The sequence below is a fragment of the Pseudomonas sp. NY15364 genome (assembly GCF_048068235.1).
Taxonomy (GTDB): Bacteria; Pseudomonadota; Gammaproteobacteria; order Pseudomonadales; family Pseudomonadaceae; genus Aquipseudomonas; species Aquipseudomonas mendocina_D.
On the sequence record NZ_JBLUPX010000008.1, the window covers coordinates 120,847 to 144,390 of the forward strand.

The 23,544-nt window shown below is 60.2% G+C and carries 28 protein-coding genes, 3 tRNA genes and 2 pseudogenes; 23 read left to right on the forward strand and 10 right to left on the reverse strand.

The genetic code is table 11. From position 1 onward, the window contains the following. The first annotated feature begins 80 nt into the window (after positions 1–80). On the forward strand, positions 81–1,214 hold the full coding sequence (locus ACNFCJ_RS09465; RefSeq protein ID WP_416770984.1) for an HPP family protein: 1,134 nt from the start codon (positions 81–83) through the stop codon (positions 1,212–1,214). 271 nt (positions 1,215–1,485) lie between these two features. After that, positions 1,486–2,346, forward strand: a complete 861-nt coding sequence (locus ACNFCJ_RS09470; protein WP_125835894.1) for a LysR family transcriptional regulator — start codon at positions 1,486–1,488, stop codon at positions 2,344–2,346. A gap of 68 nt (positions 2,347–2,414) precedes the next feature. On the opposite strand, the gene ACNFCJ_RS09475 is transcribed toward ACNFCJ_RS09470, so the two are convergent. From ACNFCJ_RS09475 to hemA, 6 genes are all read right to left on the reverse strand, one after another. Further along, entirely contained in the window at positions 2,415–2,930 is a 516-nt protein-coding gene (locus ACNFCJ_RS09475; protein WP_416770987.1) for an acyloxyacyl hydrolase, read from the reverse strand. Between the two features lie 93 nt (positions 2,931–3,023). After that, positions 3,024–3,815 carry a glutamate racemase gene (gene murI, locus ACNFCJ_RS09480; RefSeq protein ID WP_416770989.1) on the reverse strand — a complete coding sequence of 264 codons (792 nt, stop codon included), beginning with the start codon at positions 3,813–3,815 and terminating at the stop codon, positions 3,024–3,026. A gap of 33 nt (positions 3,816–3,848) precedes the next feature. Continuing rightward, a complete protein-coding gene (locus tag ACNFCJ_RS09485; RefSeq protein WP_416771056.1) occupies positions 3,849–4,598 on the reverse strand; it encodes a molybdopterin-synthase adenylyltransferase MoeB in 750 nt (249 codons plus the stop codon). A gap of 4 nt (positions 4,599–4,602) precedes the next feature. Next, the gene (prmC, locus tag ACNFCJ_RS09490) at positions 4,603–5,436 is read right to left on the reverse strand and encodes a peptide chain release factor N(5)-glutamine methyltransferase (protein ID WP_416770991.1); all 834 of its coding nucleotides are present in this window, start codon (positions 5,434–5,436) and stop codon (positions 4,603–4,605) included. A gap of 242 nt (positions 5,437–5,678) precedes the next feature. Then, positions 5,679–6,761, reverse strand: a complete 1,083-nt coding sequence (gene prfA / locus ACNFCJ_RS09495; protein ID WP_256836591.1) for a peptide chain release factor 1 — start codon at positions 6,759–6,761, stop codon at positions 5,679–5,681. Further along, positions 6,758–8,038 carry a glutamyl-tRNA reductase gene (gene hemA / locus ACNFCJ_RS09500; RefSeq protein WP_125835899.1) on the reverse strand — a complete coding sequence of 427 codons (1,281 nt, stop codon included), beginning with the start codon at positions 8,036–8,038 and terminating at the stop codon, positions 6,758–6,760. The genes prfA and hemA overlap by 4 nt, the downstream gene beginning before the upstream one ends. A gap of 209 nt (positions 8,039–8,247) precedes the next feature. On the opposite strand from hemA, the gene ACNFCJ_RS09505 reads away from it, so the two are divergent. From ACNFCJ_RS09505 to ACNFCJ_RS09555, 11 genes are all read left to right on the forward strand, one after another. Beyond that, positions 8,248–9,975, forward strand: a complete 1,728-nt coding sequence (locus ACNFCJ_RS09505) for a tetratricopeptide repeat protein (protein WP_416770993.1) — start codon at positions 8,248–8,250, stop codon at positions 9,973–9,975. Continuing rightward, the gene (lolB, locus tag ACNFCJ_RS09510; RefSeq protein ID WP_416770994.1) at positions 9,972–10,589 is read left to right on the forward strand and encodes a lipoprotein insertase outer membrane protein LolB; all 618 of its coding nucleotides are present in this window, start codon (positions 9,972–9,974) and stop codon (positions 10,587–10,589) included. Before ACNFCJ_RS09505 ends, lolB begins: the two co-directional genes overlap by 4 nt. A 231-nt stretch (positions 10,590–10,820) precedes the next feature. Continuing rightward, positions 10,821–11,696 (forward strand): 4-(cytidine 5'-diphospho)-2-C-methyl-D-erythritol kinase, encoded by an 876-nt coding sequence (gene ispE, locus ACNFCJ_RS09515; protein WP_416770995.1) that lies wholly within the window; start codon positions 10,821–10,823, stop codon positions 11,694–11,696. 26 nt (positions 11,697–11,722) lie between these two features. Further along, positions 11,723–11,797: transfer RNA gene (locus tag ACNFCJ_RS09520), tRNA-Gln, on the forward strand. A gap of 56 nt (positions 11,798–11,853) precedes the next feature. Further along, positions 11,854–11,928, forward strand: a tRNA-Gln gene (locus tag ACNFCJ_RS09525). A gap of 46 nt (positions 11,929–11,974) precedes the next feature. Further along, positions 11,975–12,916 carry a ribose-phosphate pyrophosphokinase gene (locus tag ACNFCJ_RS09530; RefSeq protein WP_106732851.1) on the forward strand — a complete coding sequence of 314 codons (942 nt, stop codon included), beginning with the start codon at positions 11,975–11,977 and terminating at the stop codon, positions 12,914–12,916. Positions 12,917–13,021: 105 nt separating this feature from the next. Next, entirely contained in the window at positions 13,022–13,636 is a 615-nt protein-coding gene (locus ACNFCJ_RS09535; protein WP_099522359.1) for a 50S ribosomal protein L25/general stress protein Ctc, read from the forward strand. Between the two features lie 60 nt (positions 13,637–13,696). Continuing rightward, on the forward strand, positions 13,697–14,287 hold the full coding sequence (pth, locus tag ACNFCJ_RS09540) for an aminoacyl-tRNA hydrolase (protein WP_416770997.1): 591 nt from the start codon (positions 13,697–13,699) through the stop codon (positions 14,285–14,287). Between the two features lie 214 nt (positions 14,288–14,501). Then, positions 14,502–15,602 carry a redox-regulated ATPase YchF gene (gene ychF, locus ACNFCJ_RS09545; protein WP_106732849.1) on the forward strand — a complete coding sequence of 367 codons (1,101 nt, stop codon included), beginning with the start codon at positions 14,502–14,504 and terminating at the stop codon, positions 15,600–15,602. Positions 15,603–15,885: 283 nt separating this feature from the next. After that, entirely contained in the window at positions 15,886–16,314 is a 429-nt protein-coding gene (locus tag ACNFCJ_RS09550) for a glutaredoxin domain-containing protein (RefSeq protein ID WP_416771000.1), read from the forward strand. A 49-nt stretch (positions 16,315–16,363) separates the two neighbouring features. Continuing rightward, a complete protein-coding gene (locus tag ACNFCJ_RS09555) occupies positions 16,364–17,593 on the forward strand; it encodes a DUF6161 domain-containing protein (RefSeq protein WP_416771002.1) in 1,230 nt (409 codons plus the stop codon). A gap of 148 nt (positions 17,594–17,741) precedes the next feature. Here ACNFCJ_RS09555 and ACNFCJ_RS09560 read toward each other — a convergent pair whose 3' ends face one another. Beyond that, positions 17,742–18,110 (reverse strand): hypothetical protein, encoded by a 369-nt coding sequence (locus ACNFCJ_RS09560; RefSeq protein WP_416771004.1) that lies wholly within the window; start codon positions 18,108–18,110, stop codon positions 17,742–17,744. On the opposite strand from ACNFCJ_RS09560, the gene ACNFCJ_RS09565 reads away from it, so the two are divergent. The 9 genes and pseudogenes from ACNFCJ_RS09565 (at position 18,110) to ACNFCJ_RS09605 (ending at position 21,271) form a co-directional block, all read left to right on the forward strand. Next, positions 18,110–18,400 carry a hypothetical protein gene (locus ACNFCJ_RS09565; RefSeq protein WP_416771005.1) on the forward strand — a complete coding sequence of 97 codons (291 nt, stop codon included), beginning with the start codon at positions 18,110–18,112 and terminating at the stop codon, positions 18,398–18,400. The genes ACNFCJ_RS09560 and ACNFCJ_RS09565 overlap by 1 nt on opposite strands. Positions 18,401–18,405: 5 nt before the next feature. Beyond that, the gene (locus tag ACNFCJ_RS09570; protein ID WP_416771007.1) at positions 18,406–18,624 is read left to right on the forward strand and encodes a FitA-like ribbon-helix-helix domain-containing protein; all 219 of its coding nucleotides are present in this window, start codon (positions 18,406–18,408) and stop codon (positions 18,622–18,624) included. Next, entirely contained in the window at positions 18,624–18,926 is a 303-nt protein-coding gene (locus ACNFCJ_RS09575) for a type II toxin-antitoxin system HigB family toxin (RefSeq protein WP_416771058.1), read from the forward strand. Before ACNFCJ_RS09570 ends, ACNFCJ_RS09575 begins: the two co-directional genes overlap by 1 nt. Further along, positions 18,926–19,285 carry a helix-turn-helix domain-containing protein gene (locus tag ACNFCJ_RS09580; protein ID WP_003459491.1) on the forward strand — a complete coding sequence of 120 codons (360 nt, stop codon included), beginning with the start codon at positions 18,926–18,928 and terminating at the stop codon, positions 19,283–19,285. The genes ACNFCJ_RS09575 and ACNFCJ_RS09580 overlap by 1 nt, the downstream gene beginning before the upstream one ends. Before the next feature lie 86 nt (positions 19,286–19,371). Next, a complete protein-coding gene (locus tag ACNFCJ_RS09585) occupies positions 19,372–19,680 on the forward strand; it encodes a HigA family addiction module antitoxin (RefSeq protein ID WP_416771009.1) in 309 nt (102 codons plus the stop codon). A 38-nt stretch (positions 19,681–19,718) separates the two neighbouring features. Then, positions 19,719–19,895: a YhfG family protein gene (locus ACNFCJ_RS09590; RefSeq protein WP_416771010.1), complete on the forward strand. Its 177-nt coding sequence runs from the start codon at positions 19,719–19,721 to the stop codon at positions 19,893–19,895. Between the two features lie 65 nt (positions 19,896–19,960). Then, positions 19,961–20,557, forward strand: a pseudogene (locus ACNFCJ_RS09595) (tyrosine-type recombinase/integrase); the annotation flags it as partial. A 52-nt stretch (positions 20,558–20,609) separates the two neighbouring features. Further along, positions 20,610–20,855: a FitA-like ribbon-helix-helix domain-containing protein gene (locus ACNFCJ_RS09600; RefSeq protein ID WP_011921115.1), complete on the forward strand. Its 246-nt coding sequence runs from the start codon at positions 20,610–20,612 to the stop codon at positions 20,853–20,855. Further along, positions 20,852–21,271 (forward strand): type II toxin-antitoxin system VapC family toxin, encoded by a 420-nt coding sequence (locus ACNFCJ_RS09605; RefSeq protein WP_017361255.1) that lies wholly within the window; start codon positions 20,852–20,854, stop codon positions 21,269–21,271. Before ACNFCJ_RS09600 ends, ACNFCJ_RS09605 begins: the two co-directional genes overlap by 4 nt. A 380-nt stretch (positions 21,272–21,651) precedes the next feature. On the opposite strand, the pseudogene ACNFCJ_RS09610 reads toward ACNFCJ_RS09605, so the two are convergent. Beyond that, positions 21,652–22,383 (reverse strand): annotated as a pseudogene (locus ACNFCJ_RS09610) (tyrosine-type recombinase/integrase); the annotation flags it as partial. A gap of 167 nt (positions 22,384–22,550) precedes the next feature. After that, positions 22,551–22,627: transfer RNA gene (locus tag ACNFCJ_RS09615), tRNA-Met, on the reverse strand. A 223-nt stretch (positions 22,628–22,850) separates the two neighbouring features. Between ACNFCJ_RS09615 and ACNFCJ_RS09620 the strand changes: the two genes are divergently transcribed. Next, positions 22,851–23,078 carry a hypothetical protein gene (locus tag ACNFCJ_RS09620; RefSeq protein WP_143506860.1) on the forward strand — a complete coding sequence of 76 codons (228 nt, stop codon included), beginning with the start codon at positions 22,851–22,853 and terminating at the stop codon, positions 23,076–23,078. On the opposite strand, the gene ACNFCJ_RS09625 is transcribed toward ACNFCJ_RS09620, so the two are convergent. Further along, a complete protein-coding gene (locus ACNFCJ_RS09625; protein WP_125835909.1) occupies positions 23,075–23,431 on the reverse strand; it encodes an excalibur calcium-binding domain-containing protein in 357 nt (118 codons plus the stop codon). The genes ACNFCJ_RS09620 and ACNFCJ_RS09625 overlap by 4 nt on opposite strands. Between the last annotated feature and the right edge of the window lie 113 nt (positions 23,432–23,544).

Consider the following 23,544-nt stretch of genomic DNA (forward strand, 5'->3'; position numbering starts at 1 on the left):
GACGGGCGTCCAGAAGTGCCGCTTGCGGCACCCTCAGGGCTTTTCAGTAGTGAAGAGCCCTCTTTTTTTGACCGGATACCATGAACACACCATCACGCCTGCACCAATGGTGCATCGCCTTTCTCCCCGAGGCTCCACACACGCGCCCACGCGAATGGCTGCGCGCGGCACTCGGCGCCAGCCTGGGTTTTGTCTTCACCACCTGGCTATGCAGCCAGCTTTTCGGCCCGCAGCTGGCCGTGCACTTCTCCGGCCCGCTGGCCGCCTCAGCGGTACTGCTGTTCGCCGTCTCTTCGGGCGCACTGGCGCAACCCTGGTCGATCCTCGGCAGCTATCTGTGCGCCACGCTGGTCGGTGTGCTGGTCGGTCATCTGCTCGATCACAGCCTGCTTGGCGCCGCCCTGGCGATAGGTCTGAGCCTGTTGCTGATGTGCCCGCTGCGTTGCCTGCACCCGCCAGGCGGTGCCATCGCCTTCTGCGTCGTATTCGCGCCCGTGGCACCGGGCATACCCGCCTGGCACCCGGCCATGACGGTGGTGATCGCCGCGCTGGGCCTGCTGAGCAGTGCGCTGATCTATAACAACCTCACCGGCATGCGCTACCCGCGCCAGACTGCGCCAGCAGCCGATGCACACCATACCCGCGACCTGTTGCCCGGCGAGCGCGTGGGCATCCGCGATACCGATCTCGACCAGGCGCTCGACGAACTCGGCGCCTTCGTCGACGTGACTCGCGAAGACCTGGCGATGATCGTCAAAAGCACCGAGCGCTATGCGCTGCGCCGCAGCATGGGCGATATCCGTGCCGGCCAGGTGATGTCACGCGACCTGATCTGCGCCACGCCGGGCACCAGCATCAAACAGGGCCTGCACCTGCTGCGCCATCACCACCTCAAGGCGCTACCAATCCTCGACCATAATCAGCAACTGGTCGGCATCGTCAGCCTCAGCGACCTGATCGCCCCCCTGCATCACCGCCCGGCCAAGCGCCTTGGCCTGTTCAAGCGACGCCCTCGCCCGCGCCTGGGCGAGCTGATGAGCAGCCCGGTACGCTGCACCGAGGTCGATACGCACGTTGTCGACCTGATCGACGTGTTATCCGACCGCGGCCTGCACTGCCTGCCGGTACTGGAGAACGAGAAACTGGTGGGCATCATCACCCAGACCGACGTGATTGCTGCGCTGCAACGAGATCTTTTGGCCCACTTCGATTGAGACGACGACCTACTGGACACCTCTAAAAACTACCTGCGTTGCCATCGCTGCGTTAAAAAAGCTCGTGCGCGAGTCCGATCAAAATACTCACTAACAGCTCGTAAACTCCGCTTTTTCGCCTTTTTGGCCTTACGCTGGCTGCCTCGCCTACGTTTTTAGAAGCCCCCATACTGCGACTCAAGCTCGTTACCCCAAATGCGGCTGCTCATCGAAAAGTGCCAGAGCAGCCCTTACACTGCCCGTCTGCCCGCTTGCTGAGCCCTGCCACGACATGGACATCGATCTGACTCGCACCTTTCTGGAAATCGTTCGCAGCGGCAGCTTCATCGCCGCCGCCGAACGCCTACACGTTACCCAGACGGCCGTTACGGCGCGCATCCAGAAGCTCGAAGGCCACCTCAACTGTACGCTGTTCGTACGCAACCGAGCCGGGGCCAAGCTAACGGCCGACGGCGAAGCCTTCGTCGCCTACGCCAATCAGATACTGCAAACCTGGGAGGCAGCGCAGCGCGACCTGCCGCTACCGGACGGCTATCACAACGTCATCCACATCGGCGGCGAGGTCAGTCTGTGCAACCCGTTGATGCTGCGCTGGGTCAGCCGCATCCGCACCCACATCGACCAGTACGCCGTGCACTCCCATATCGGCGCAGGTCAGGAGCTGCTGCGTCAGCTTGAACTGGGCGTGCTCGATGCAGCCTTGGTTTATCAGCCGAACTACTGGCCGGGCATGCAAGTGGAGCAGTTGCTGGAAGAAAAGCTGATCTTGGTACGCGCGAAGAATCCCGAACCCTATGTGTACGTCGACTGGGGCGAGGCCTTCCGCCTGCAGCACGACAGCGCGCTACCGGATCGGGCAAAGGCGCCAGTATCGTTCAACCTCGGGCCGCTGGCCCTTCAGTACATTCTCGAGCACGGCGGTTCTGGCTACTTCCGCACGCGAGTGGTGCAGAGCTACCTGGACAAGAAAGTGCTCAAACGCGTGCCGCGCGCACCCGAGTTCAGCTACCCGACCTACCTGGTGTATTCCCGCGAGCGCGACTCGGTAGTGCTCCAGCAGGCGTTCGATCTACTGCGCGGAATCATCGCCGAGGACACGGACTGGTCGCAGCGCTGGGACCCGATGATCTAAGTACCATCTGAAACGAAATCGCCCCTCGTATAGAGGGGCGATTTCTTCATAGCCATGTCAATGACTGTTCAGAAGCTCATGCGGTAATGCACGGTGTAGGCTTCTGCGCCATCGTTTGGCTTCTTCAGACCGGCGTTGGAATAGTGGATCGCACGCAGGCCGATTTCCTGCCCGGCGAAACGCAGGCCGACGCCGATGCGGTCTTCGAACTGAAACGACGAACCCAGTTCGTTGCTTTCCAGCTCGGTGCTGGAGAAAGCGGCAACGCCGATACCGGCTTCGATGTAAGGACGCACGTTCTGCCCGGCGAACTCGTAAAGGAATACTGGCGCGAAGGAAACGCTGTGGTTGCTCGCCGTGTCGTCACCGTCCCAGTAGGTGTAACCCAGGTCCCAGTAGCCAGTCAGACGGCCGTAGCTGCTCTCCAGCCAGCTGTGGTTCCAATCCCACTGCGCGCCCAGGCGATAAACCATCGTTGAATCACCGCTCTGACCAATAGCCGCGGTTACATCCGCAGCCTGTGCAGCACCCATAGTTCCGAACGTGAGGGCTGTTGCTGCGGCAAAGGCGTACAACTTCTTCATGAGTCATTCCTTTTTAGCGAGGGTTTTTATCAGGCTGTGACAAAAATATAGAAGCATCCGATAACAGGGATAGCCTGATCGGAAAAAAATTCACTATATCGAAAGAACCTGGGCCTTTTCACCTAGTAAAATCGGCAAAACCCGGCGAAGTTGCGCTGGCTCCCCACTGCTCCAGTAACGCGTTTCCCCGGCCGGCAGCGTCGCCAGCAGATCGTGACGCGAGAGCAGGCGTTGCAACTGCCGCGCCACTGCCGCACCGGTATCGATCAGCGTTACCGACGCCGGCACCAGCTCACTCAGCAATGGACGCAGGAAGGGGTAATGCGTGCAGCCGAGAATCAGCGTGTCACAGCCCTCGGCCAACAGCGGCGTGACATAACCTTGCAGCAACTCTCGCGTGGCGGGCGCCTGCAGCTCGCCCGCCTCTATGCACTCCACCAGTCCGGGACAGGGCTGGGTCACTACCCGCACGTCATTGGCGAAGCGGTCGAGCAGCGCGGCGAATCGGGCGCTCTTCAGCGTACCGGTGGTCGCCAGCACGCCGACCACGCCACTGCGCGTGGCTGCCGCGGCGGGCTTCACCGCAGGCTCCATGCCGACGATGGGCAGGTTCGGATAACGTTCGCGCAACTCTGCAGCCGCAGCGGCAGTCGCGGTATTGCACGCCAGCACCAACGCCTTGGCACCTTGTGCCAGCAGATGTTCGGTGATCACCACACAGCGCTCGCGAATGTACTCCGGGCTTTTCTCGCCGTAGGGCACATGGCCGCTGTCAGCGACGTAAAGCAGCGACTCGTTCGGCAGTAGCTGACGAATCTCGCGCAGCACCGACAGGCCACCGACGCCCGAGTCAAAAACGCCAATCGGCGCCTGCGACTGACTCATTTCAAGCCATCCCCACGGCTACGCAGCCTATCCTTAGCGCCCACCGCACACCTCGCAGGCCGGGTCGCGCTTGACCCGCAGTTCGCGAAAGCGCGTACCCAGCGCATCGATCAGCAGCAGGCGGCCCACCAGCGGCTCGCCGAAACCGGCCAGCAGCTTGAGTGCCTCCAGCGCCTGCAGGCTGCCGACCAGACCAACCAGCGGCCCGACAACGCCGGCCTCGCTACAGGTCAGCTCGGCTTCGCTACCGTGGCCGTACAGGCAGTGGTAGCAAGGGCTGGCTTCATTGCGCGGGTCGAACACCGACAGTTGCCCTTCCAGGCGGATCGCCGCACCGGAGACCAGCGGCTTGCCCACCGCGACGCACGCAGCGTTGACCGCCTCGCGGGTAGAGAAATTGTCCGAGCAGTCCAGCACCAGATCGACGCCACTCACGGCGACGGCCAGCGAATCGGCGTCCAGCGCCTGGCGATGCGGCACCAGCGTGACCTGCGGGTTGATCGCCGCCAGACGCGCCATAGCCGAGTCCACCTTGGCCTGGCCGATGCTGGCGGTGTCGTGGGCGATCTGCCGTTGCAGGTTGGTCAGATCCACCGTATCGAAGTCAGCCAGGTGCAACTCGCCCACACCGGCAGCAGCCAGGTACAAGGCCACGGGCGAGCCCAGCCCGCCCATGCCGACGATCAGCACACGCCCCTGCTTCAGGCGCAGTTGGCCTTCCACATCTATCTGTTTCAGCAGGATCTGCCGGCTGTAACGCAGCAGTTCATCATCGCTCAGCATCTGATCACTCACGGTCGAAACGTCCCAAACTGATGCGCTCGTGGTCGCCCAGGTCACGCCGGCTCTCGACCTCGACGAAGCCACCCTCGCTGAGCAAGCTGCGCACGGCCTCGGCCTGATCGAAGCCATGCTCCAGCAGCAGCCAGCCACCGGACAGCAGGTGCTGCGGCGCGGCCTGGATGATCGCACGAATATCGTCCAGCCCGTCGCTGCCGGCGATCAGAGCGCTGCTCGGCTCGAAACGCACGTCACCCTGTTCGAGATGCTGGTCGTCCGCACGGATATAAGGCGGGTTGCTCAGGATCAAGCCATAGCGCTGTCCAGCCAGGGCGGAAAACCAATGGCTGTGCAAGAACGCTGCGTTACCCAGTTGCAGGCGCTGACGATTGCGCTCAGCCAGGGCCACGGCGTCCTCGACACGATCCACGCCGGTCACTTGCCAGGCCGGGCGCTCGCTGGCCAGGGCCAGGGCGATGGCGCCAGTGCCAGTGCCCAGATCGAGCACGGCCAGCGGCGTGGCGGGCAGCAACTCGAGCGCTGTTTCAACCAGCAGCTCGGTGTCAGGACGTGGGATCAGGGTATGTGGCGCCACCTCCAGATCGAGGCTCCAGAAGCCCTGATGACCGAGGATATAAGCAACCGGCTCACCCTCGCGGCGGCGCTGCAGATTCGCCTGGAACAACGCCAGTTGATCGGCCTCCAGCTCGCGCTCCGGCCAGGTGCGCAGGTAGCTGCGTGGCTTGCTCAGCGCGGCGGCCAGCAGCAACTCCGCATCCAATCGCGGTGTGGGCGAGTCGGGCAGGTCAGCGGTGTCGAGCAGGGATTCGATGGTGGCCATGGTTCATCCTGGCGGCATTCTTCTCCCCTCTCCCGCTTGCGGGGCTTGCGCGGAAATAGCGAAGCATCGCTTCGCCCGCTCAAGCGCCCTGAGCTCTGCGAGGGGCTGGGGCGCAGAGCGGGGCCGGGGGGAGAGGGCGTGCCGTCAAGCCCCCTCTCCCTAAGCCTCTCCCCGAGGGGCGAGGGGACTGATTCGTGACCGGTCAAATTTCGCCGCAGGGTGCGCAATGCGCACCGCTGCAATCAATCGCCCAGTGCCGCCAGCTGGTCGGCCTGGTATTCGGCCAGCAGCGGCTCGATCACCGCTTCCACGCCACCGGCAATCACTTCGTTCAGCGAATACAGGGTCAGGTTGATGCGGTGGTCGGTCACCCGGCCCTGCGGGAAGTTGTAGGTACGGATGCGCTCGGAGCGATCACCGGACCCCACCAGCAGCTTGCGCGTTTCGGAGATTTCCTTGTGCGCCGCCGCTTCCTGTTGGTCCTGCAGCTTGGCCGCCAGCCAGGCCATGGCCTTGGCGCGGTTCTTGTGCTGCGAGCGCTCTTCCTGACACTCCACCACCGTGCCGGTGGGAATGTGGGTGATACGGATCGCCGAGTCGGTAGTGTTGACGTGCTGACCGCCGGCGCCGGAGCTGCGATAGGTATCGACGCGCAGATCGGCCGGGTTGATCTCGATGGCGGCCTGTTCGTCCGGCTCCGGCAGCACCGCCACGGTGCAGGCGGAGGTGTGGATGCGGCCCTGGGATTCGGTCTCCGGCACGCGCTGCACGCGATGAGCACCGGACTCGAACTTGAGCTTGGCGTAGACGTTGTCGCCCTCGACACGGGCGATCACTTCCTTGAAGCCGCCGTGCTCGCCCTCGTTGGCCGACAGCACCTCGACCCGCCAGCCCTGCCTCTCGGCATAGCGCGAGTACATGCGGAACAGGTCGCCGGAGAAGATCGCCGCCTCGTCACCGCCAGTACCGGCGCGGATTTCCAGGTAGACGTTGCGACCGTCGTTGGGGTCCTTGGGCAGCAGCATGCGTTGCAGCTTGTCTTCGAGACTGGCCAACGCTTCCTTGGCCTGTGCCACTTCTTCCTCGGCCATCTCGCGTAGATCCGGGTCGCTTTCCTTGAGCAGCGCCTGAGCGCCTTCGAGGTCGCTCTGCACCTTGCGCAGCTCACGGAAGGTCGCGATCACCGGCTCGATTTCGGCATATTCCTTGGAATAGGCGCGGAACTGCGTCTGCTTGGAAATCACCTCGGCATCGCCGAGCAGCGCCGTGAGTTCCTCGAAGCGGTCGCTGAGGTTATCCAGCTTGTTCAACAGTGAAGCTTTCATTGCAGACCTTTGTCCTGCGGCGCGCTCTCGTCGAGGGCGAACAATTCCTGGGCCAGGCTGAGCGCATCAACGCGCCCCTCGGCAGTAAGTTTCTTCATGCGCACGCTGGGCGCGTGCAGCAGCTTGTTGGTCAGGCCTCGCGCCAGTTGCGCCAGCACGTCCTCGGGATTGCTGCCATTGACCAGCATGCGCTGGGCCTTGGCCAGTTCCTCGTCGCGCAGGCGTTCGGCCTGCTGGCGGTAGGCCTTGAGCACATCGACCGCGGCCAGCTCGCGCAGGCGCTGCATGAAGTCGTCGGTGCCGGCAGCCACCAGTTCCTCGGCAGCCTGCGCTGCGCCCTGGCGGCTCTTGAGGTTTTCCTCGATGACTTCGTGAAGGTCATCGACGGTATAGAGGTAGACGTCATCCAGCTCGCCCACCTGCGGCTCGATATCGCGTGGCACGGCGATGTCGACCATGAAGATCGGCTTGTGCTTGCGCTTTTTCAGCGCACTTTCCACCGCACCCTTGCCGAGAATCGGCAACTGACTGGCGGTGGAGCTGATGACGATGTCGCTGTGCGCCAGCTCGTCGGGAATGTCCGAGAGCAGCACCGCATGCGCGCCGAACTGCTCGGCCAGTTGGCTGGCACGCTCCAGGGTGCGGTTGGCAACGACGATGCGCTTGATGCCCTGATCGTGCAGATGGCGCGCCACCAGGCTGATGGTCTCGCCGGCGCCGATCAGCAGCGCCTGGCTGCGGTGCAGGTCGGCGAAGATCTGCTTGGCCAGGCTGACCGCAGCGAAAGCCACCGACACCGGGTTCTCGCCGATGGCAGTGTCGGTGCGCACTGTCTTGGCGGTGCTGAAGGTGGCCTGGAACAGGCGCCCCAGCAATGGCCCGACGGTGCCGGCCTCACGCGCCACGGCGTAGGCGGACTTGAGCTGACCGAGAATCTGCGGCTCGCCCAGTACCATCGAGTCGAGCCCGCAGGCGACGCGCATCATGTGCCGAACCGCATCGTCCTCGCTGTGCACGTAGGCGCAGGCACGCAGTTCGTCGACGCTCAGGCGGTGATAGTCGGCCAGCCACTGCAGCACTTCGTCGCTGCTCAGCTGATCCTGCTCCAGGTACAACTCGCTGCGGTTGCAGGTGGAGAGGATCGCTGCCTCACGGCTGGGCGTCAGCCGACACAGCTGCTGCAACGCCTCGACCAGTTGCTCAGGAGTAAAGGCAACGCGCTCGCGCACCTCTACCGAGGCGGTCTTGTGGTTGATACCGAGGGCGATAAAGGCCATGCAGGGTCGCTGAGGGGCAATACGGGAGCCGGCAATTGTCCTACTTCGCCCCCGAGAGAACAACTCCCGCGACCTATTGTCCCAATAGACAGTTCGCCGCATCGTCCTGGCCAGTGGGCTTGCTCCAAGGCTTGTGTCATGATGCCGCGAACGTCGCAGGGCACGCGCCAGCACGGCCCCCGCCCCGGAATAACGCACGACAAGGCACTATGAACAGACCCCTCGCGTTGCTCACTGCATTCGCCTTCCTCAGCGGCTGCCAAACCTTCGCCCCCAGCGAGCCGGACGGTACACCGCCGGTACAGGAAGCCGACCAGACCACCCAGCTGGAGCCGAGCGAGTACGGCTCGTTCAGCCAGGAAACCCTGTTCGCCCTGCTCACTGCGGAGCTGGCCGGGCAGCGCAATCGCTTCGACATCGCCCTCGGCAACTATGTGCAGCAGGCACAGATCACCGGCGATGCCGGCGTTGCAGAACGCGCCTTCCGCATTGCCGAGTACCTCGGCGCTGAACAGCCTGCGCTCGATAGCGCACTGATCTGGGCCCGTAACGCGCCGAGCAACATCGATGCGCAACGCGCCGCCGCCGTGCAGTTGGCCCGTGCCGGCCGTTACGACGAATCCATGACCTTTATGGAGCAGGTGCTGCAGCGCCAGGGCGATACCCACTTCGATTTCCTCGCCCTGTCCGCCGCGGAAACCGACCCGGACACCCGCGCCGGGCTGCTGCAAGGCTTCGACCGCCTGCTGAGCAAGAACCCGGACAACAGCCAGTTGCTGTTCGGCAAGGCCATCCTCCTGCAACAGGACGGCCGGGCCGAAGAGGCCCTGGAACTGCTCGAAGACAGCGCTGCAAGCACCAATGAGGTGTCGCCGATCCTGCTACGCGCTCGCCTGCTGCAGAGCCTCGGCCGCGGCAAAGAGGCCATGCCACTGCTGCAGAAAGGCATCCGCAACAACCCCGAAGACAAACGCCTGCGTCTGACCTACGCGCGCCTGCTGGTCGAGCAGGATCGCCTCGACGACGCCAAGGGCGAATTCTCCAAGCTGGTGCAGGAAAACCCCAACGACGACGACCTGCGTTTCTCCCTGGCCCTGGTGTGCCTGGAAGCCGAAGCCTGGGAAGAAGCCATCGTTTATCTGGAAGAGCTGGTCGAGCGCCGCAGCCATGTCGATGCCGCGCACTACAACCTTGGCCGCGCTTATGAGGCACTGAACGACAACGACAGCGCCCTGCAGGAATACGCCCAGGTCGGTCCGAGCAACGACTATCTGCCGGCCCAGCAACGCCAGGCCGAACTGCTGTTCGCTCAACAGCGCATCGACGAAGCCAGCGCGCGCCTGGCCCAGGCACGCGACGCGCAGCCCGATTACGCCATCCAGCTGTACCTGATCGAAGCCGAAGGCCTGAGCAATCGCCGCCAGGTCGAGCCGGCCTGGAAAGTGATCAACGAGGGACTGGAGCAGTATCCCAACGACCTCAACCTGCTCTACACCCGCGCCATGCTCGCGGAAAAGCGCGATGACCTGGCCCAGCTGGAAACCGACCTGCGCTACATCATCCAGCGCGAGCCGGAACACGCCATGGCACTCAATGCCCTCGGCTACACCCTGGCCGACCGCACCACGCGTTATGAAGAAGCGCGCGAGCTGATCGAGAAAGCGCACCAGCTCAACCCGGACGACCCGGCGATTCTCGACAGCCTTGGCTGGGTCAACTACCGCCTGGGCAACCTCGATGAGGCCGAGCGCCTGCTGCGCCAGGCCCTGGAGAAATTCCCCGACCACGAAGTCGCCGCGCACCTCGGCGAAGTGCTCTGGGCCCGGGGCAAACAGCGCGAAGCCAAACGCGTCTGGCGCGACGCCTTCGCCGATGCGCCAGACAGCCCCATTCTGCGTGACACGCTGTTGCGCCTGACCGGTTCCGAGACTCTTTGATGCTTCGTCACCTACTCGTATTCAGCCTTATCGCCCTGCTTGCCGGTTGCGCCGGCCTTACCTCGCGCGAAGCGCTGGAAGGCCAGGGCGACCCGGCCAAATGGAAGGCTCACAAGCTGCAGATCACCCAGCTCGATGGCTGGCAGATCAACGGCAAGATCGGCATTCGCGCCCCGCAAGACTCCGGCAGCGCCACGCTGTTCTGGCTGCAGCGCCAGGATTACTACGACATTCGCCTGTCCGGCCCGCTCGGTGGCGGCGCCGCCCGCCTGACCGGCCGCCCGGGTGACATCCTGCTGGAAGTGTCCAACCGTGGCCTCTACCGCGCCGAATCGCCGGAAGACCTGCTGCGCGAACAACTGCGCCTGGACCTGCCGGTGTCCAACCTGCTCTGGTGGATTCGCGGCCTGCCCGCCCCGGAAAGCCACAGCCGCATCACCCTTGATGGCGAAAGCCACCTGGCGCAACTGGAGCAGGACGGCTGGAAGGTCGAATACCAACGCTACACCGAGCAAAACGGCTACGCCCTGCCGGAGCGCCTGAAGCTCTACGGCCAAAACCTGGAAGTGACCCTGGTGATCAAGGACTGGCAGCCGCGTCAGCTCGGTCAATAAGCTCACCGCAGATCCTGTGGTAGGGGCTTCAGCCGCGACAGCTTGTCCAGCGCCTCCCATAGCACGCAGCCGGTGGATAGGCCGCGCGGGCAACTACTTCCGCGGACCACTCCCTCTCCCATTTATGGGAGAGGGCCGGGGAGAGGGTGATTTGCCGCCCCTCTCCCCCGCCCCTCTCCCGCAAGCGGGAGAGGGGAGACAAGCCCCTAACACGACTCTTCAGCGCACCCCATGACCAACACCGCCATCCCCACCCACGCCGAACTGATCCTCCCCGCCCCTGCCAAGCTCAACCTGATGCTGCATATCCTCGGCCGTCGCGCCGATGGCTATCACGAGCTGCAGACCCTGTTTCAGTTTCTCGACCACGGCGACGAGCTTGGCTTCAGCGTCCGCCAGGATGGCGAAATCCGCCTGCATACGCCTATCGACGGCGTGCCACATGACAGCAACCTGATCGTGCGCGCCGCCAGGCGTTTGCAGGAAGCGTCAGGCACCGCGCTGGGCGCCGATATCTGGCTGGACAAACGCCTGCCCATGGGTGGCGGCATCGGCGGCGGCAGTTCGGACGCTGCCACCACCCTGCTCGGACTCGACCATCTGTGGAATACCCAATTGGGCGAAGATCGCCTGGCCGAACTGGGCCTGGCCCTGGGCGCCGATGTGCCGGTATTCGTGCGCGGTCGTGCGGCCTTTGCGGAGGGCGTTGGCGAGCGCCTGACGCCCGTCGAACTGGAAGAACCCTGGTTCCTCGTTGCCGCGCCGCAAGTCTTTGTAAGCACAGCAGAAGTTTTCGGCTCGCCCGAGTTGACACGGGATACGCCGCCCATTAAAGTTCGCAGCCTTCTTGCGGGGGGTGGTCGAAACGACTGCCAGCCGGTCGTAGAGAAGCGTTACCCTGAAGTTCGTAACGCTTTGATCTTGTTGAACAAATTTGTTCAGGCTAGATTGACCGGCACTGGAGCTTGCATATTTGGGAGCTTCCCAAATAGGGACGATGCTGATAAAGTCGCCCGCCAACTTCCAGGCACTCTGCCGAGTTTTGTCGCTCAAGGTCGCAACATTTCGATGCTGCACCGCAGGCTCCAAGCATTGGCCAAGAAGTGAATGCTCAGCATTCGGTTATACGATACAGGGGCGTCGCCAAGCGGTAAGGCACCAGGTTTTGATCCTGGCATGCGTTGGTTCGAATCCAGCCGCCCCTGCCATAACCTCCTCCGGGAGGCATCGCAAACCGAGTCAAGCAGCATTCGATACTGAATATAGGGGCGTCGCCAAGCGGTAAGGCACCAGGTTTTGATCCTGGCATGCGTTGGTTCGAATCCAGCCGCCCCTGCCATTTTCCATACCCATCCAGGTATACCCCCAGCCGGCAGGTACTGCGCGTGTCCAAGATGATGGTCTTCACGGGGAACGCAAACCCCGATCTGGCGCGACGGATCGTTCGTCAGCTGCACATTCCCCTCGGCGATGCGTCGGTCGGTAAGTTCTCCGACGGCGAAATCATGATCGAAATCAACGAAAACGTCCGCGGTAAGGACGTCTTCCTGATTCAGCCGACCTGTGCACCCACCAACGATAACCTGATGGAACTGGTCGTGATGGCTGATGCCTTCCGCCGCTCCTCGGCGACTCGCATCACTGCAGTCATCCCCTACTTCGGCTACGCCCGTCAGGATCGCCGCCCGCGTTCCGCACGTGTGGCGATCAGCGCCAAGGTAGTGGCCGACATGCTCACCGTGGTCGGTATCGACCGCGTGCTGACCGTCGACCTGCACGCTGACCAGATCCAGGGCTTCTTCGACATTCCGGTGGACAACATCTACGGCTCCCCGGTCCTGGTCGACGACATCGAAGACCAGCGCTTCGACAACCTGATGATCGTCTCCCCCGATATCGGCGGCGTCGTTCGTGCCCGCGCCGTGGCCAAGAGCCTGGGCGTCGACCTGGCGATCATCGACAAGCGTCGTGAGAAAGCCAACCAGTCCGAGGTGATGCACATCATCGGTGACGTCGAAGGCCGTACCTGCATCCTCGTCGACGACATGGTCGACACCGCCGGCACCCTCTGCCACGCCGCCAAAGCGCTGAAAGAGCGCGGTGCCGCCAAGGTCTACGCCTACTGCACCCACCCGGTGCTGTCCGGCCGCGCCATCGAGAACATTGAAAATTCGTCGCTGGACGAGCTGGTGGTCACCAACACCATCCCGCTGTCCGCAGCAGCGCAGTCTTGCTCGCGTATTCGCCAGCTCGACATCGCCCCGGTCGTCGCCGAAGCGGTTCGCCGCATCAGCAATGAAGAATCGATCAGCGCGATGTTCCGCTAAGGAACCCGCTGACGTTAAGCGCCCCGCCTCGTGCGGGGCTTTTTGCCCTACCGCCCGAGGCTGGTCGCAAGCCACAAGGCGGTTTGGTTATTTTGGAGAAGTGAAATGACTGTTGAATTTGCCCTGAATGCCGAAGTGCGTTCCGACCTGGGGAAAGGTGCGAGCCGCCGCCTGCGTCGTAACGTGTCCATGGTCCCTGCCGTGATCTACGGTGGCGACAAAGCCCCGCAATCCATCAGCCTGCTGGCCAAAGACCTGGCCAAGCTGCTGGAAAACGAAGCTGCCTTCAGCCACGTCCTGAGCCTGGACGTTGCCGGCACCAAAGAAAACGTACTGATCAAAGCCCTGCAGCGCCACCCGGCCAAAGGCTTCGTTCTGCACGCTGACTTCGTTCGCGTCGTTGCCGGCCAGAAACTGACCGCCCACGTACCGCTGCACTTCATCAACGAAGCCAGCTCCGTTGGCGTCAAGCAAGGCGGCGGCGAAGTTCTGCACGCCCTGAACGAAGTCGAAGTTTCCTGCCTGCCGAAAGACCTGCCGGAATTCATCGAAGTCGACATGGCAGCTGTCGCTGTTGACCAGACCGTTCACCTGTCCGACATCAAGCTGCCGAAAGGCGTTGAGCTGGTTGCTCTGGCCCACGGCAGTGACCTGCCGGTAGCCAGCATCCACCTGCCGCGCGTTCGTGAAGAAGCTGCCGGCGAAGGCGCTGCCGAGTAATCGTCAGTAGCTGGCCCGGCATGCGATCACGCCGGGCCATGTTCACGAAAGGGCTCCTGTATGACTGCCGTACAACTGATCGTTGGCCTGGGTAACCCCGGCCCCGAATACGACCAGACCCGGCACAATGCAGGGGCCCTTTTCGTTGAGCGCGTGGCCGCGAGCCAGCGCGCCAACCTCTCCGTAGATCGCAAATATTTCGGCCTGGTGGGCAAATTCGTCCATCAGGGGCGCGAAGTTCGTCTGCTCATCCCCACCACCTACATGAACCGCAGCGGCCAGTCCGTGGCGGCCTTGGCCAATTTCTTCAAGCTCAAGCCCGAAGAGATCCTGGTGGCCCACGACGAACTCGACATGCCACCCGGCGTCGCCAAGCTCAAACAGGGCGGCGGCCACGGTGGGCACAACGGCCTGCGCGACATCATCGCCCAGCTCGGTAACCAGAATAACTTCCATCGCCTGCGGCTCGGCATCGGCCACCCGGGGCACGCCAGCCTGGTATCCGGCTACGTGCTCGGACGCGCCCCACGCAGCGAACAGGAACTGCTCGACAAGAGCATCGATTTCGCCTTGGACGTCCTGCCGGAAATACTCGCCGGCGACTGGACCGTGGCCATGCGCAAACTGCATAGCCAGAAGGCCAGCAAGTAATCTGATGCGGTTCACGCAAGAAATGGTCGAGCACGATCAGTCCCCTCGCCCCTCTGGGGAGAGGGTTAGGGAGAGGGGAAAACTGGCAGTTTTGCGGTGCTGTCAGCCCTCTCCCCCAGCCCCTCTCCCATAAATGGGAGAGGGGAGCCAAACGCATGCAACCTTAAGCGAACAGCATTACACCAAGTAACCACCTTTCCCCGAGGGACACACCATGGGATTCAACTGCGGCATCGTCGGCCTGCCCAACGTCGGCAAGTCCACCCTGTTCAACGCCCTCACCAAGTCCGGCATCGCCGCAGAAAACTTCCCCTTCTGCACCATCGAGCCGAACAGCGGCATCGTGCCCATGCCCGACCCGCGCCTGGATGCCCTGGCCGAGATCGTCAAGCCCGAGAAGGTCATCCCCACTACCATGGAATTCGTCGACATCGCCGGCCTGGTAGCAGGCGCGTCGAAAGGTGAAGGCCTGGGCAACAAGTTCCTCGCCAACATCCGCGAGACCGACGCCATCGCCCACGTGGTGCGCTGCTTCGAAGACGAGAACGTCATCCACGTGGCCAACAGCGTCGACCCCAAGCGCGACATCGAGATCATCGACCTCGAACTGATCATGGCCGACCTCGACAGCTGCGAGAAACAACTGCAGCGCGTGGCACGTACCGCCAAGGGTGGCGACAAGGAATCCGTGGCGCAAAAGGCCCTGCTGGAAAAGCTCATCCCCCACCTCACCGAAGGCAAGCCGGCACGCAGCCTGCTCAAAGACCTGGGTGACGACGAGAAGCGCCTGGCCAAGACCTTCCACCTGCTCACCACCAAGCCGGTGATGTACATCGCCAACGTCGCCGAAGACGGCTTCGAGAACAACCCGCACCTCGACGTGGTGCAAGCCATCGCCGACGCAGAAGGCGCCATCGTCGTACCGGTGTGCAACAAGATCGAAGCCGAGATCGCCGAACTGGACGATCTCGAAGAGATGCAGATGTTCCTCGAAACCATGGGCATGGAAGAGCCGGGCCTGAACCGCGTGATCCGCGCCGGTTACTCGCTGCTCAACCTGCAGACCTACTTCACCGCTGGCGTGAAGGAAGTGCGTGCCTGGACAGTCAAAGTCGGCGCCACCGCCCCGCAGTCGGCTGCCGCCATCCACACCGACTTCGAAAAAGGCTTCATCCGCGCCGAAGTCATCGCCTACAACGACTTCATCCAGTACAAAGGCGAAGCCGGCGCCAAGGAAGCCGGCAAATGGCGCCTGGAAGGCAAGGACTACATCGTCAAGGACGGCGACGTGATGCACTTCCGCTTTAACGTTTGATTGTTGTAAGCAGTGCATAAGCAGAACCCCGCGTTGGCGGGGTTTTGTTGTTTTTGGGGTGGGGAATTGTTGGGTTGGGGATGGTGCGCGCTGGGGATTATGAAAAAGCGCCACCTCACTCGGTAGGCGCTGGACGCCTGTAAAAACAGGGCTTTCGCCGGTGCCGGCTATTGGCTAGTATCCATTGCATGGTGTTTTGAGGCAGAAAGGGGACACCTCTTTTGCCTGAACAGTGGCGCTCCTGGGTCAGCCAGCACGCCCTCCCCTGCATGGAAGCTGCCGCATGACCCGATTCCTCCTTGCCCTGGTCGCCATCCTGCCGCTGATCTGCTCTGCGGAAATCTACAAGTGGACGGATGAGAACGGGCGCGTCCATTTCGGCGACAAGCCAAAGGACAAGGATCAAGCCGAGCAACTCTCGCTCAAGATCAATTCCTACGAAAGCGTCAGCTACGAATCCTTCACGCCAGCCCAAGGCGCGACATCGCAGCGCGTCATCATGTACTCAGCTGCTTGGTGTGGCTACTGCAAGCAGGCCCGCCAGTATTTCCGGCGTAACGGCATCAGCTTCGTCGAATACGACATCGAGAAAAACCAGAATGCTCGCAGAGCCTATAACGCTATTGGCGGTAATGGTGTGCCCGTGATATTAGTCGGGAGCAAGCGACTGAATGGATTTACTACTGTAGATTTTCAGAGTATTTACCCGTGACACTCTACAAGAGAAACATATTCCCCCCGACTTTCACCTAGGACTTCTTGTGACTATAAAAATAGCAATAACCCTTATTGACGCAACGAAAAGAGAGTGGGAATTCACAAACATAAAAGAACTAAGGGCCTTCATCCAGAAAGAGTTAGGTTTCTGGACAAATAGCAGTTCATCCTCGTCATTAAACCAGGGCAACACTAGAAAACACCCTTACTTTGACTGTATAAACTTTTTTCAAACTGCATTAGATACAACATCAACATGGGAAGAAAAGCTTGACTCGTGGGATGACCAAGCTTATAGAGCTGCATACCAAGAACTGTATAGAAATTCCTTGCAGCATCTATCTCCAAGATGGATATGGAGCGGGCATCCATTCACAGCTCAATTTATTGACTGCCAAGCAACCTATGGATTACAGGCCGCATCAGCATTCTCTAGCTTTGTAATCGAGAAGAAGATAGTAGACACAACTACTCAAGCAGGTTTCATAGGAACAGTTATAGCATATGAATTTCTTCTTCAAGGCTCAGAAATAGCAAAGCGTCGAACTGGCGAGAAGAAATCTATATCTCAGCTCAGGAACAATCTAGATTCAGCAACCTCCAGCGTAATACGTGAGACAGACGAACTAAAGACAGGATTCAAAGACTGGCTTGAAAACAAAAAAACGGAACTAGAAGCCGTATTAGAAGAAGAAAAAACAGCTCACACAACGCAACTCGGTGATCAGAGAGATAAATTCTCCGACTACATGGACACATGCAACTCTAGAATTCAAGAACTAGAGAGCTTATACCAAGAAAAACTCAGATTAGAAAAGCCAGCCCAATACTGGCGAGATTCAGCAAAAAAATATGGCCTACATGGAGCACTATGGGCTCTAGCACTAATTGCAGCGATTTTACTGGCCCTAGTTTACTTTCATGACTTCTTCACCACTTGGCTACAGGGAAAAGAGGTCAATTTAAAACTAAACACCCTTCAAGGCGTTGTAATTTTCGGCTCAATAGTAGCGGTATATGCATTTCTTGCTAGAACTTTAGCAAAGCTCACGTTTAGCTCATTCCACCTAATGCGAGACGCCGAGGAACGCGAGCAATTGACTTACTTATATTTATCTCTAAGTGAGAGCGGAAAAATCGATGAATCTTCTAGAGACATTATTCTTCAGGCTCTATTTAGCAGGTCTGACACTGGGCTATTGTCATCGGATTCAGGCCCAACGATGCCAGGAATCGTCGAGGCAATCCGTTCAGGCGAGCGACCCAATCGGTAGACTGTTTTTATTTAATCAGCAGGACTGACCGCTTAAAGGGAAAAGGGGGCGGGTTTATTCTCTGCCCCATTAGTTAGCGCTTTGATGAACAATAGGGGACAGACCACGATTAACTGTATGCGCCACCAAGCAACCACCACTCAAGCTACTAATCCCCCAACCGTTTTCTACGCACCGATACCGCGCCGGCGGTCGCAAAGATAGCTGTGCACGCGCCGATCAGTAGCTTGTGGCCTAGCTGAGGCACGTTGATGGTCACGAACCAAGCCACCGCAGCCACGATAGGCCAATCGAATAGATAGAGCTGCTTCACACCTAGCAGCGGATTCCAGCGCGTCGATACAAGGCTTAACCAGATAGCTGAGACAAAACACGCGACGGAGAAAAAGCCAGCGTCGTTATTCTCGTAGAACCTCAGCCCTATATAAGCCAGGACGCCTAAAGCGCCGCCAGCCCCTATTGAACAGGCTAGGGCTTTGCTGCGAGGGAGCTTTTCGAGGGCTTCGAGTGTGATCATTGCTTGCCATCCTTGAGCTGCTTGAAGAAAAGGGGACAGATTTATTTATCCCACTGTCAACCATGCTCAGATATCACGTCACCATAAGGCGACGTGATCATGCTCTGACCCAGATTCATCGGATGATAGCGCTCGGCCAGCCCCAAAACCAACACGCACTCACCGCTCAACGCATCAGCCTGCTGGAATGGCAAGGCGATCTGTGGATCGCCCTGCGCGACATGCCGCGCTTCGCCCCGCCCTCCCCACCCGGCGAGCGCTCGTTGTGCGCCCTGCTCAATCGCTGGTAGCGCTGATGGCTAACCTGACCATCCGCCTGGACGACGACCTAAAGCAACGCTTGCGCGCCCAAGCAGCCTGCAATGGGCGCTCGATGGCAGAGGAAATGCGGCAGATGCTGCGTGAAGCACTCATGCACCAGCAACGAAGCCCACCGGCCGTCGCGCCTGAGTTTTACGGGACTTGCCCTTGCAGCGCGAAGAACCCAACATCTCCCAAAACGGGAGAAAGCTAGTGCATGTCATTTCGAGAGGGGCACTCAGAACATTCTGGGAGAGCAGCCCTGCTTATGCCGATGCTCAGTCACCCATGGTCGAGTGGTACAGGCATATGGAGAAGGCTACATACCGCACGCCACAGGAGCTGAAGGCCGAATTGCACACAGCCAGCATTCTCAAGGGGAGTCGAGTGGTGTTCAACATTGCGGGAGACAAGTACCGGATAATTCTCGCCATCGACTATCAACGACAATTGGCCAAGGTGCGCTTCGTTGGCACTCATGCCCAGTACGACCAAGTTGACGCGGAGACTGTCTGATGAACATCAAGCCCATTCGCAACGAGCAAGACTACACAGCGTCGATGGCGCGCATTGACGAGCTGTGGGGCGCAGAGATTGGTACGCCTGAAGGTGATGAACTCGAAGTGCTGGCTCTACTTGTGAGCAAATACGAAGACGAGCACGCCCCGATGCCGCCGTCCGACCCTATCGAAGCCATCAAATTTCGTATGGATCAGCAAGGCTTGACGCCGCGCGACCTCGAGCCGTTCATTGGCTCCAGTGGCAGAGTTTCCGAAGTATTGAACCGCAAGCGAAAATTGAGCCTGGCGATGATCAGACGCCTGCATGACGGCCTGCGTATCCCCTATGAAAGTTTGCTGGCGGACGTGGCCTGAAGGCTAGGGGTGAAGGATTTTCATCAGTTCTTTCACAGTGAACGGCCACTGGCGGCTGACGTTCGAGCTTCGCGACGGAAACGCTCATGCCCTGGACTATGAGGATTACCACTGATGAACATGCCCCCCATCCCGGTGAGTTCATCACCGATATCTACCTGGAGCCCAACGGCATTAGCGGCCGTGAGTTGGCCGAGAAGCTAGGCGTAGCACCCTCGACACTGAGTCGTGTACTCAAAGGCAGCAGCCGTGTAACGCCGGAAATGGCCCTGCGCCTGTCAGTAGCACTGGGGCGTTCGTCGGAAAGCTGGCTGGCCATGCAGGACGCTTATGATCTGTGGATCGCCCGTCAGCACGTAGACCTCAAACAGGTTGGCAAACTGGCGTTCGCCTGATTGCTGAAGCGATTGTCACCGTCGATAGAGGTAGCGTCATGCGGCACCCATCTTTGCAGATCAAAAAGGCCTACTTCGCCAAGGTGCGTCGTTCCAACTACATCGCCAGCCTGCGCTTGGCAGGCTTTCAGGTCACGCCTGCCGATGTGGAACGCCCACTACCTTCACGCGAAGCGGTATTGAGCCAGCTTCGTTCCAAGGGCTGTTGGCGCTGATGGAAAATTGACCCACCCTGCCGATTGAAATTTGACCCCGGGCGGATTGCTGATTTTGTTACCAGCAACTGTGTGCCTGGGTCGGCAACAACCCGCTGGCCAAGGTTCGCCAGATCAAAACCGATCAGACCGAGCTGACGTTTCTGACCCTGCAACAGGTCGAACAACTGCTGGAAGAGTGCAAGCGCTCGACCAACAACCATACCTATCCGGTTACGTTGATCTGCTTGGCCACTGGCGCCCGATGGGATGAAGCGGAATCCCTGCCACGCGGTGCCCTGTTCGGCGGTAAGGCCCACTTTCACCGGACCAAAAACCGCCAGTCCCGTTCGGTGCCGCCCCCCAAAGAGGTCGAAGAGATTGCGTTAAAGGTGGGTATGCCGGGGAATGGTCGACTGTTCATGCCCTGCCGATCTGCGTTTCGATCTGCTTACCAACGTTGCGGCTTCCACACTCCTGGCCAGATGACTCACATCCTCCGGCACACCTTCGCCAGCCATTACATGATGGGCGGTGGTGACATCCTGGGTTTGCAACTCATCCTCGGGCACTCCACCATCACGATGACCATGCGCTATGCACATCTGTCGCCTGATCATCTGGAGCCGGCGCTTCGGCTATCCCCTCTCAACCAGAGCGGTCATGCCGTAGTATGCGTGTAACTTGCGTGCATATATGCTATCAATGATTGCATTGAATCCACAGGAGGTAGTCATGGCCGCTATCACTATTCGAAACCTCGACGACGATCTGAAAGCTCAGCTCCGCATTGTTGCGGCTAGCCATGGTCGCTCGATGGAAGAAGAAGTCCGGTTCATCATTCGGCAGGCTCTGTCACGTCAAGAAAAGCGTGGCGGCTTGGGCAGTCGTATTCACTCCCGCTTTGCCGCTGTCGGTGGGGCTGATCTTGAATTGCCAGAGCGCAAAACCAAAGCCCGTGCCGCGAGCTTCGATGAATGATCCTGCTTGATACCAACGTGCTGTCGGAACTGATGCGTGCCAAGCCTTCGCCCCAAGTTCTGGAGTGGGTTGATGCTCAGCCTGCCGGGGATCTGGTAATCACCTCGATCACCGTTGCGGAAATTCTCTATGGCATTGCCCGGATGCCGGACGGGAAGCGCAAGCAAGGACTGCTCGATGTGGCCTCGGTCATGTTCGATGAAGACTTCGCGGGCAATATCTTGCCCTTCGATGCGGATGCCGCTGTGCACTACGCCGAGATAGCCGCAGAAACCGAGGCTAAAGGACGGGTGGTTGATATGGCCGATGCGCAGATAGCTGCAATTGGTCGGCTACATGATGCCGTGATCGCAACCCGCAATATTCGCCACTTCGAAACGCTGGGCGTTGCCCTGGTAGATCCCTGGAGCAACTAGCCAGGATCTGCCGCTGTAGACAAGGTGTAGTCACTTCGTAGTCACTACCCCAGAAACGACAAAGGGCTAGCCGAAGCTAACCCTTTGATAAATATGGTGGTACACCGTCATTTGAACTGGTTAGCTAAGGTACTGTTTTGTATTGATTTTGACGGTATTTGTTTTTTAAGGCATACAGGCTGGCATACATGGCTCCGGCTGCTGAGTTTCAGTCAGCCTCTTTTCGTAGCTTGCGTATTCGCTTCTGGAGCTGATTTTGGGCGGTGTAAAAAGCCGACGAGCGGGCATGCTTTTCACTCCGCTGCAGGCCCCTGACCAGCCTGGATCAATCCATCCTCGCGTAGAACTCACCATATATTTGGCCACCACGAAGCAGGGCGTAGCAGGCGCAAACCTATTTGCACATCCTTGGCGTGTGGGTAGGACTGAATTGCCCGGAGCAGGGCGGGCAGTTCGTCCCGGGAGACGTGGGCATAGTTCTCGGCTTTGCCGGAGGAAAGGAACTTGTGTATGCCCTCAAGCGGATTGTTCACGGCCCGGCCGGTAACCCTGGCCAGGTCGTACACGTCCTTGCAGTAGGCACGCACCCGGCTCATCTGCTCGAGGATGCCCTGCTGCTCCATGCCGCGCAGCAGCTCCATCCACTCCATGGACAGGATCTCTGTGTAAGGGCGCTTGCCGAAGGTGGGGAACACATGGCGCTCAAGCGCCCCCATCACCCTCGCAGCGGTTCCGCTGTCCCATCCACCAAGGCGCGAGGTGTGCCACTCCCGGGCCAGGTGCTCGAACGTGTTGTTGGCAGTCGCCAGTGCCTCGGCTTTACGCGCTTGCTTGCTGGCAAGGGGGTTGCGCCCGGCAGACGCATCGGCTTTCAGCTCAGCGGCCTTCTGTCGGGCGAGGGCGCCGCTGACTTCCGGGTAACCACCCAACCCCAGCCATGACCATTTGCCGTCCGGTTTCTTGTAGCGCAGCTCCCAGGACTTGCCGCCGTTGGGCTTCACCCTGAAATACAGGCCGGCACTGTCCAATTCGCGGTAGGCAACTGCCTCCGACTCGAGGCTGGCCAGCGTGGTATCTGCCAGGGGGCGGCGCTTGATCTCCGAACGCTTCATGGTGTGTATGCCTCGAGTTCAACTTTTGTCGAAGCATACACAGGGGCATACACGGCGGGAAGGGCTAGGGGTAGATAAGTAGATACAGCCAGAGACAAGAAAGCCCGCACAAGGCGGGCTTCTTGGGGAGTTTCGTAGACTGCTGTAGACAGCTAGAAACAAGGATATGGTGGCTACACCGGGACTTGAACCTGGGACATCAGCATTATGAATGCTGCGCTCTAACCAACTGAGCTATGTAGCCAACGGCGCGCATTGTCCGCGTCTCGCCTATCGCTGTCAACCCCAGATCATCGATAAATTTACGTTTTATCAAGCGGTTAGGCTTCGCAGGTGGCGACTCGCTGAATCGCTCGTTTCTGAGCCTGCGGCTGACCTCTCAACTGCTCGGACGGTGCTTGCGGGGGTGTCGGGCGATGCCGGAAAATCCGCCTCCAGCAGGCTGCAGCGCCGTCGCGCGCTGGCCCATGAACCAGGAGAGCACCTTGAGAGCAAGAGACGACTTCGACGATCTGCGAGCGGAGCGTGATATGCCGACGCATTACCGCAACGAACCCAACCGCCATGCAGGGCTGTGGAAGCAGATCGCGATTGGCATCGTCGTCGGCTACAGCGTGTTGGGTATCCTCAGCGCGGTTGCCTGGATGCTTGTCGCCCAGGTTGCGCTGAGTGGTATGTCGATCACCCTGCCTTAACGCCCGCACCATTGCCCTTCACAGGGCACGCCATCGTTGTCGCCGTCCATCTTGGTGCCGGGGCAGTTGCGCAGGAAGAAGGTGGCTTCGTCGCAGGAGGTCATCTGCGAGCAGTGGGTGCGGCCATCGCAGCGATATTGCTTGCTGGCGACCTGGGTTGCGGGTTGGCTGATCGAGGGTGAAGGACGCAGGCTGTCCAGCGAGAAGCTGGACGAGCCGGGCTGAGTGACCACAGGGTTGTCCATCACCGAGCCATCGCTGGCGATATTGCTGATGATCGGGCTGCCAGGCTTGCTCAGGTAGAACTGCCAGAAGGCGGCGCCCAGCAGCAGAATGATGATCAGCTTCTTCATTGCACAGTCCCTTGCCGGTTTCGGTGGTTGCCAGTATTGGCTCGCCGCGCGGACAAATCCAGAGCGGAGCATTGGCACTTGCCATCCCCTGCCCGCATCTTCATCCTGCCCCA

Coding starts and splice junctions, on each gene's coding strand:
- ACNFCJ_RS09465 (WP_416770984.1), top strand. CDS start 81: ATGAACACACCATCACGCCTGCACCAATGGTGCATCGCCTTTCTCCCC.
- ACNFCJ_RS09470 (WP_125835894.1), top strand. CDS start 1,486: ATGGACATCGATCTGACTCGCACCTTTCTGGAAATCGTTCGCAGCGGC.
- ACNFCJ_RS09475 (WP_416770987.1), bottom strand. CDS start 2,930: ATGAAGAAGTTGTACGCCTTTGCCGCAGCAACAGCCCTCACGTTCGGA.
- murI (WP_416770989.1), bottom strand. CDS start 3,815: ATGAGTCAGTCGCAGGCGCCGATTGGCGTTTTTGACTCGGGCGTCGGT.
- ACNFCJ_RS09485 (WP_416771056.1), bottom strand. CDS start 4,598: ATGCTGAGCGATGATGAACTGCTGCGTTACAGCCGGCAGATCCTGCTG.
- prmC (WP_416770991.1), bottom strand. CDS start 5,436: ATGGCCACCATCGAATCCCTGCTCGACACCGCTGACCTGCCCGACTCG.
- prfA (WP_256836591.1), bottom strand. CDS start 6,761: ATGAAAGCTTCACTGTTGAACAAGCTGGATAACCTCAGCGACCGCTTC.
- hemA (WP_125835899.1), bottom strand. CDS start 8,038: ATGGCCTTTATCGCCCTCGGTATCAACCACAAGACCGCCTCGGTAGAG.
- ACNFCJ_RS09505 (WP_416770993.1), top strand. CDS start 8,248: ATGAACAGACCCCTCGCGTTGCTCACTGCATTCGCCTTCCTCAGCGGC.
- ispE (WP_416770995.1), top strand. CDS start 10,821: ATGACCAACACCGCCATCCCCACCCACGCCGAACTGATCCTCCCCGCC.
- ACNFCJ_RS09535 (WP_099522359.1), top strand. CDS start 13,022: ATGACTGTTGAATTTGCCCTGAATGCCGAAGTGCGTTCCGACCTGGGG.
- pth (WP_416770997.1), top strand. CDS start 13,697: ATGACTGCCGTACAACTGATCGTTGGCCTGGGTAACCCCGGCCCCGAA.
- ychF (WP_106732849.1), top strand. CDS start 14,502: ATGGGATTCAACTGCGGCATCGTCGGCCTGCCCAACGTCGGCAAGTCC.
- ACNFCJ_RS09550 (WP_416771000.1), top strand. CDS start 15,886: ATGACCCGATTCCTCCTTGCCCTGGTCGCCATCCTGCCGCTGATCTGC.
- ACNFCJ_RS09560 (WP_416771004.1), bottom strand. CDS start 18,110: ATGATCACACTCGAAGCCCTCGAAAAGCTCCCTCGCAGCAAAGCCCTA.
- ACNFCJ_RS09570 (WP_416771007.1), top strand. CDS start 18,406: ATGGCTAACCTGACCATCCGCCTGGACGACGACCTAAAGCAACGCTTG.
- ACNFCJ_RS09580 (WP_003459491.1), top strand. CDS start 18,926: ATGAACATCAAGCCCATTCGCAACGAGCAAGACTACACAGCGTCGATG.
- ACNFCJ_RS09585 (WP_416771009.1), top strand. CDS start 19,372: ATGCCCTGGACTATGAGGATTACCACTGATGAACATGCCCCCCATCCC.
- ACNFCJ_RS09590 (WP_416771010.1), top strand. CDS start 19,719: ATGCGGCACCCATCTTTGCAGATCAAAAAGGCCTACTTCGCCAAGGTG.
- ACNFCJ_RS09600 (WP_011921115.1), top strand. CDS start 20,610: ATGGCCGCTATCACTATTCGAAACCTCGACGACGATCTGAAAGCTCAG.
- ACNFCJ_RS09605 (WP_017361255.1), top strand. CDS start 20,852: ATGATCCTGCTTGATACCAACGTGCTGTCGGAACTGATGCGTGCCAAG.
- ACNFCJ_RS09620 (WP_143506860.1), top strand. CDS start 22,851: ATGAACCAGGAGAGCACCTTGAGAGCAAGAGACGACTTCGACGATCTG.
- ACNFCJ_RS09625 (WP_125835909.1), bottom strand. CDS start 23,431: ATGAAGAAGCTGATCATCATTCTGCTGCTGGGCGCCGCCTTCTGGCAG.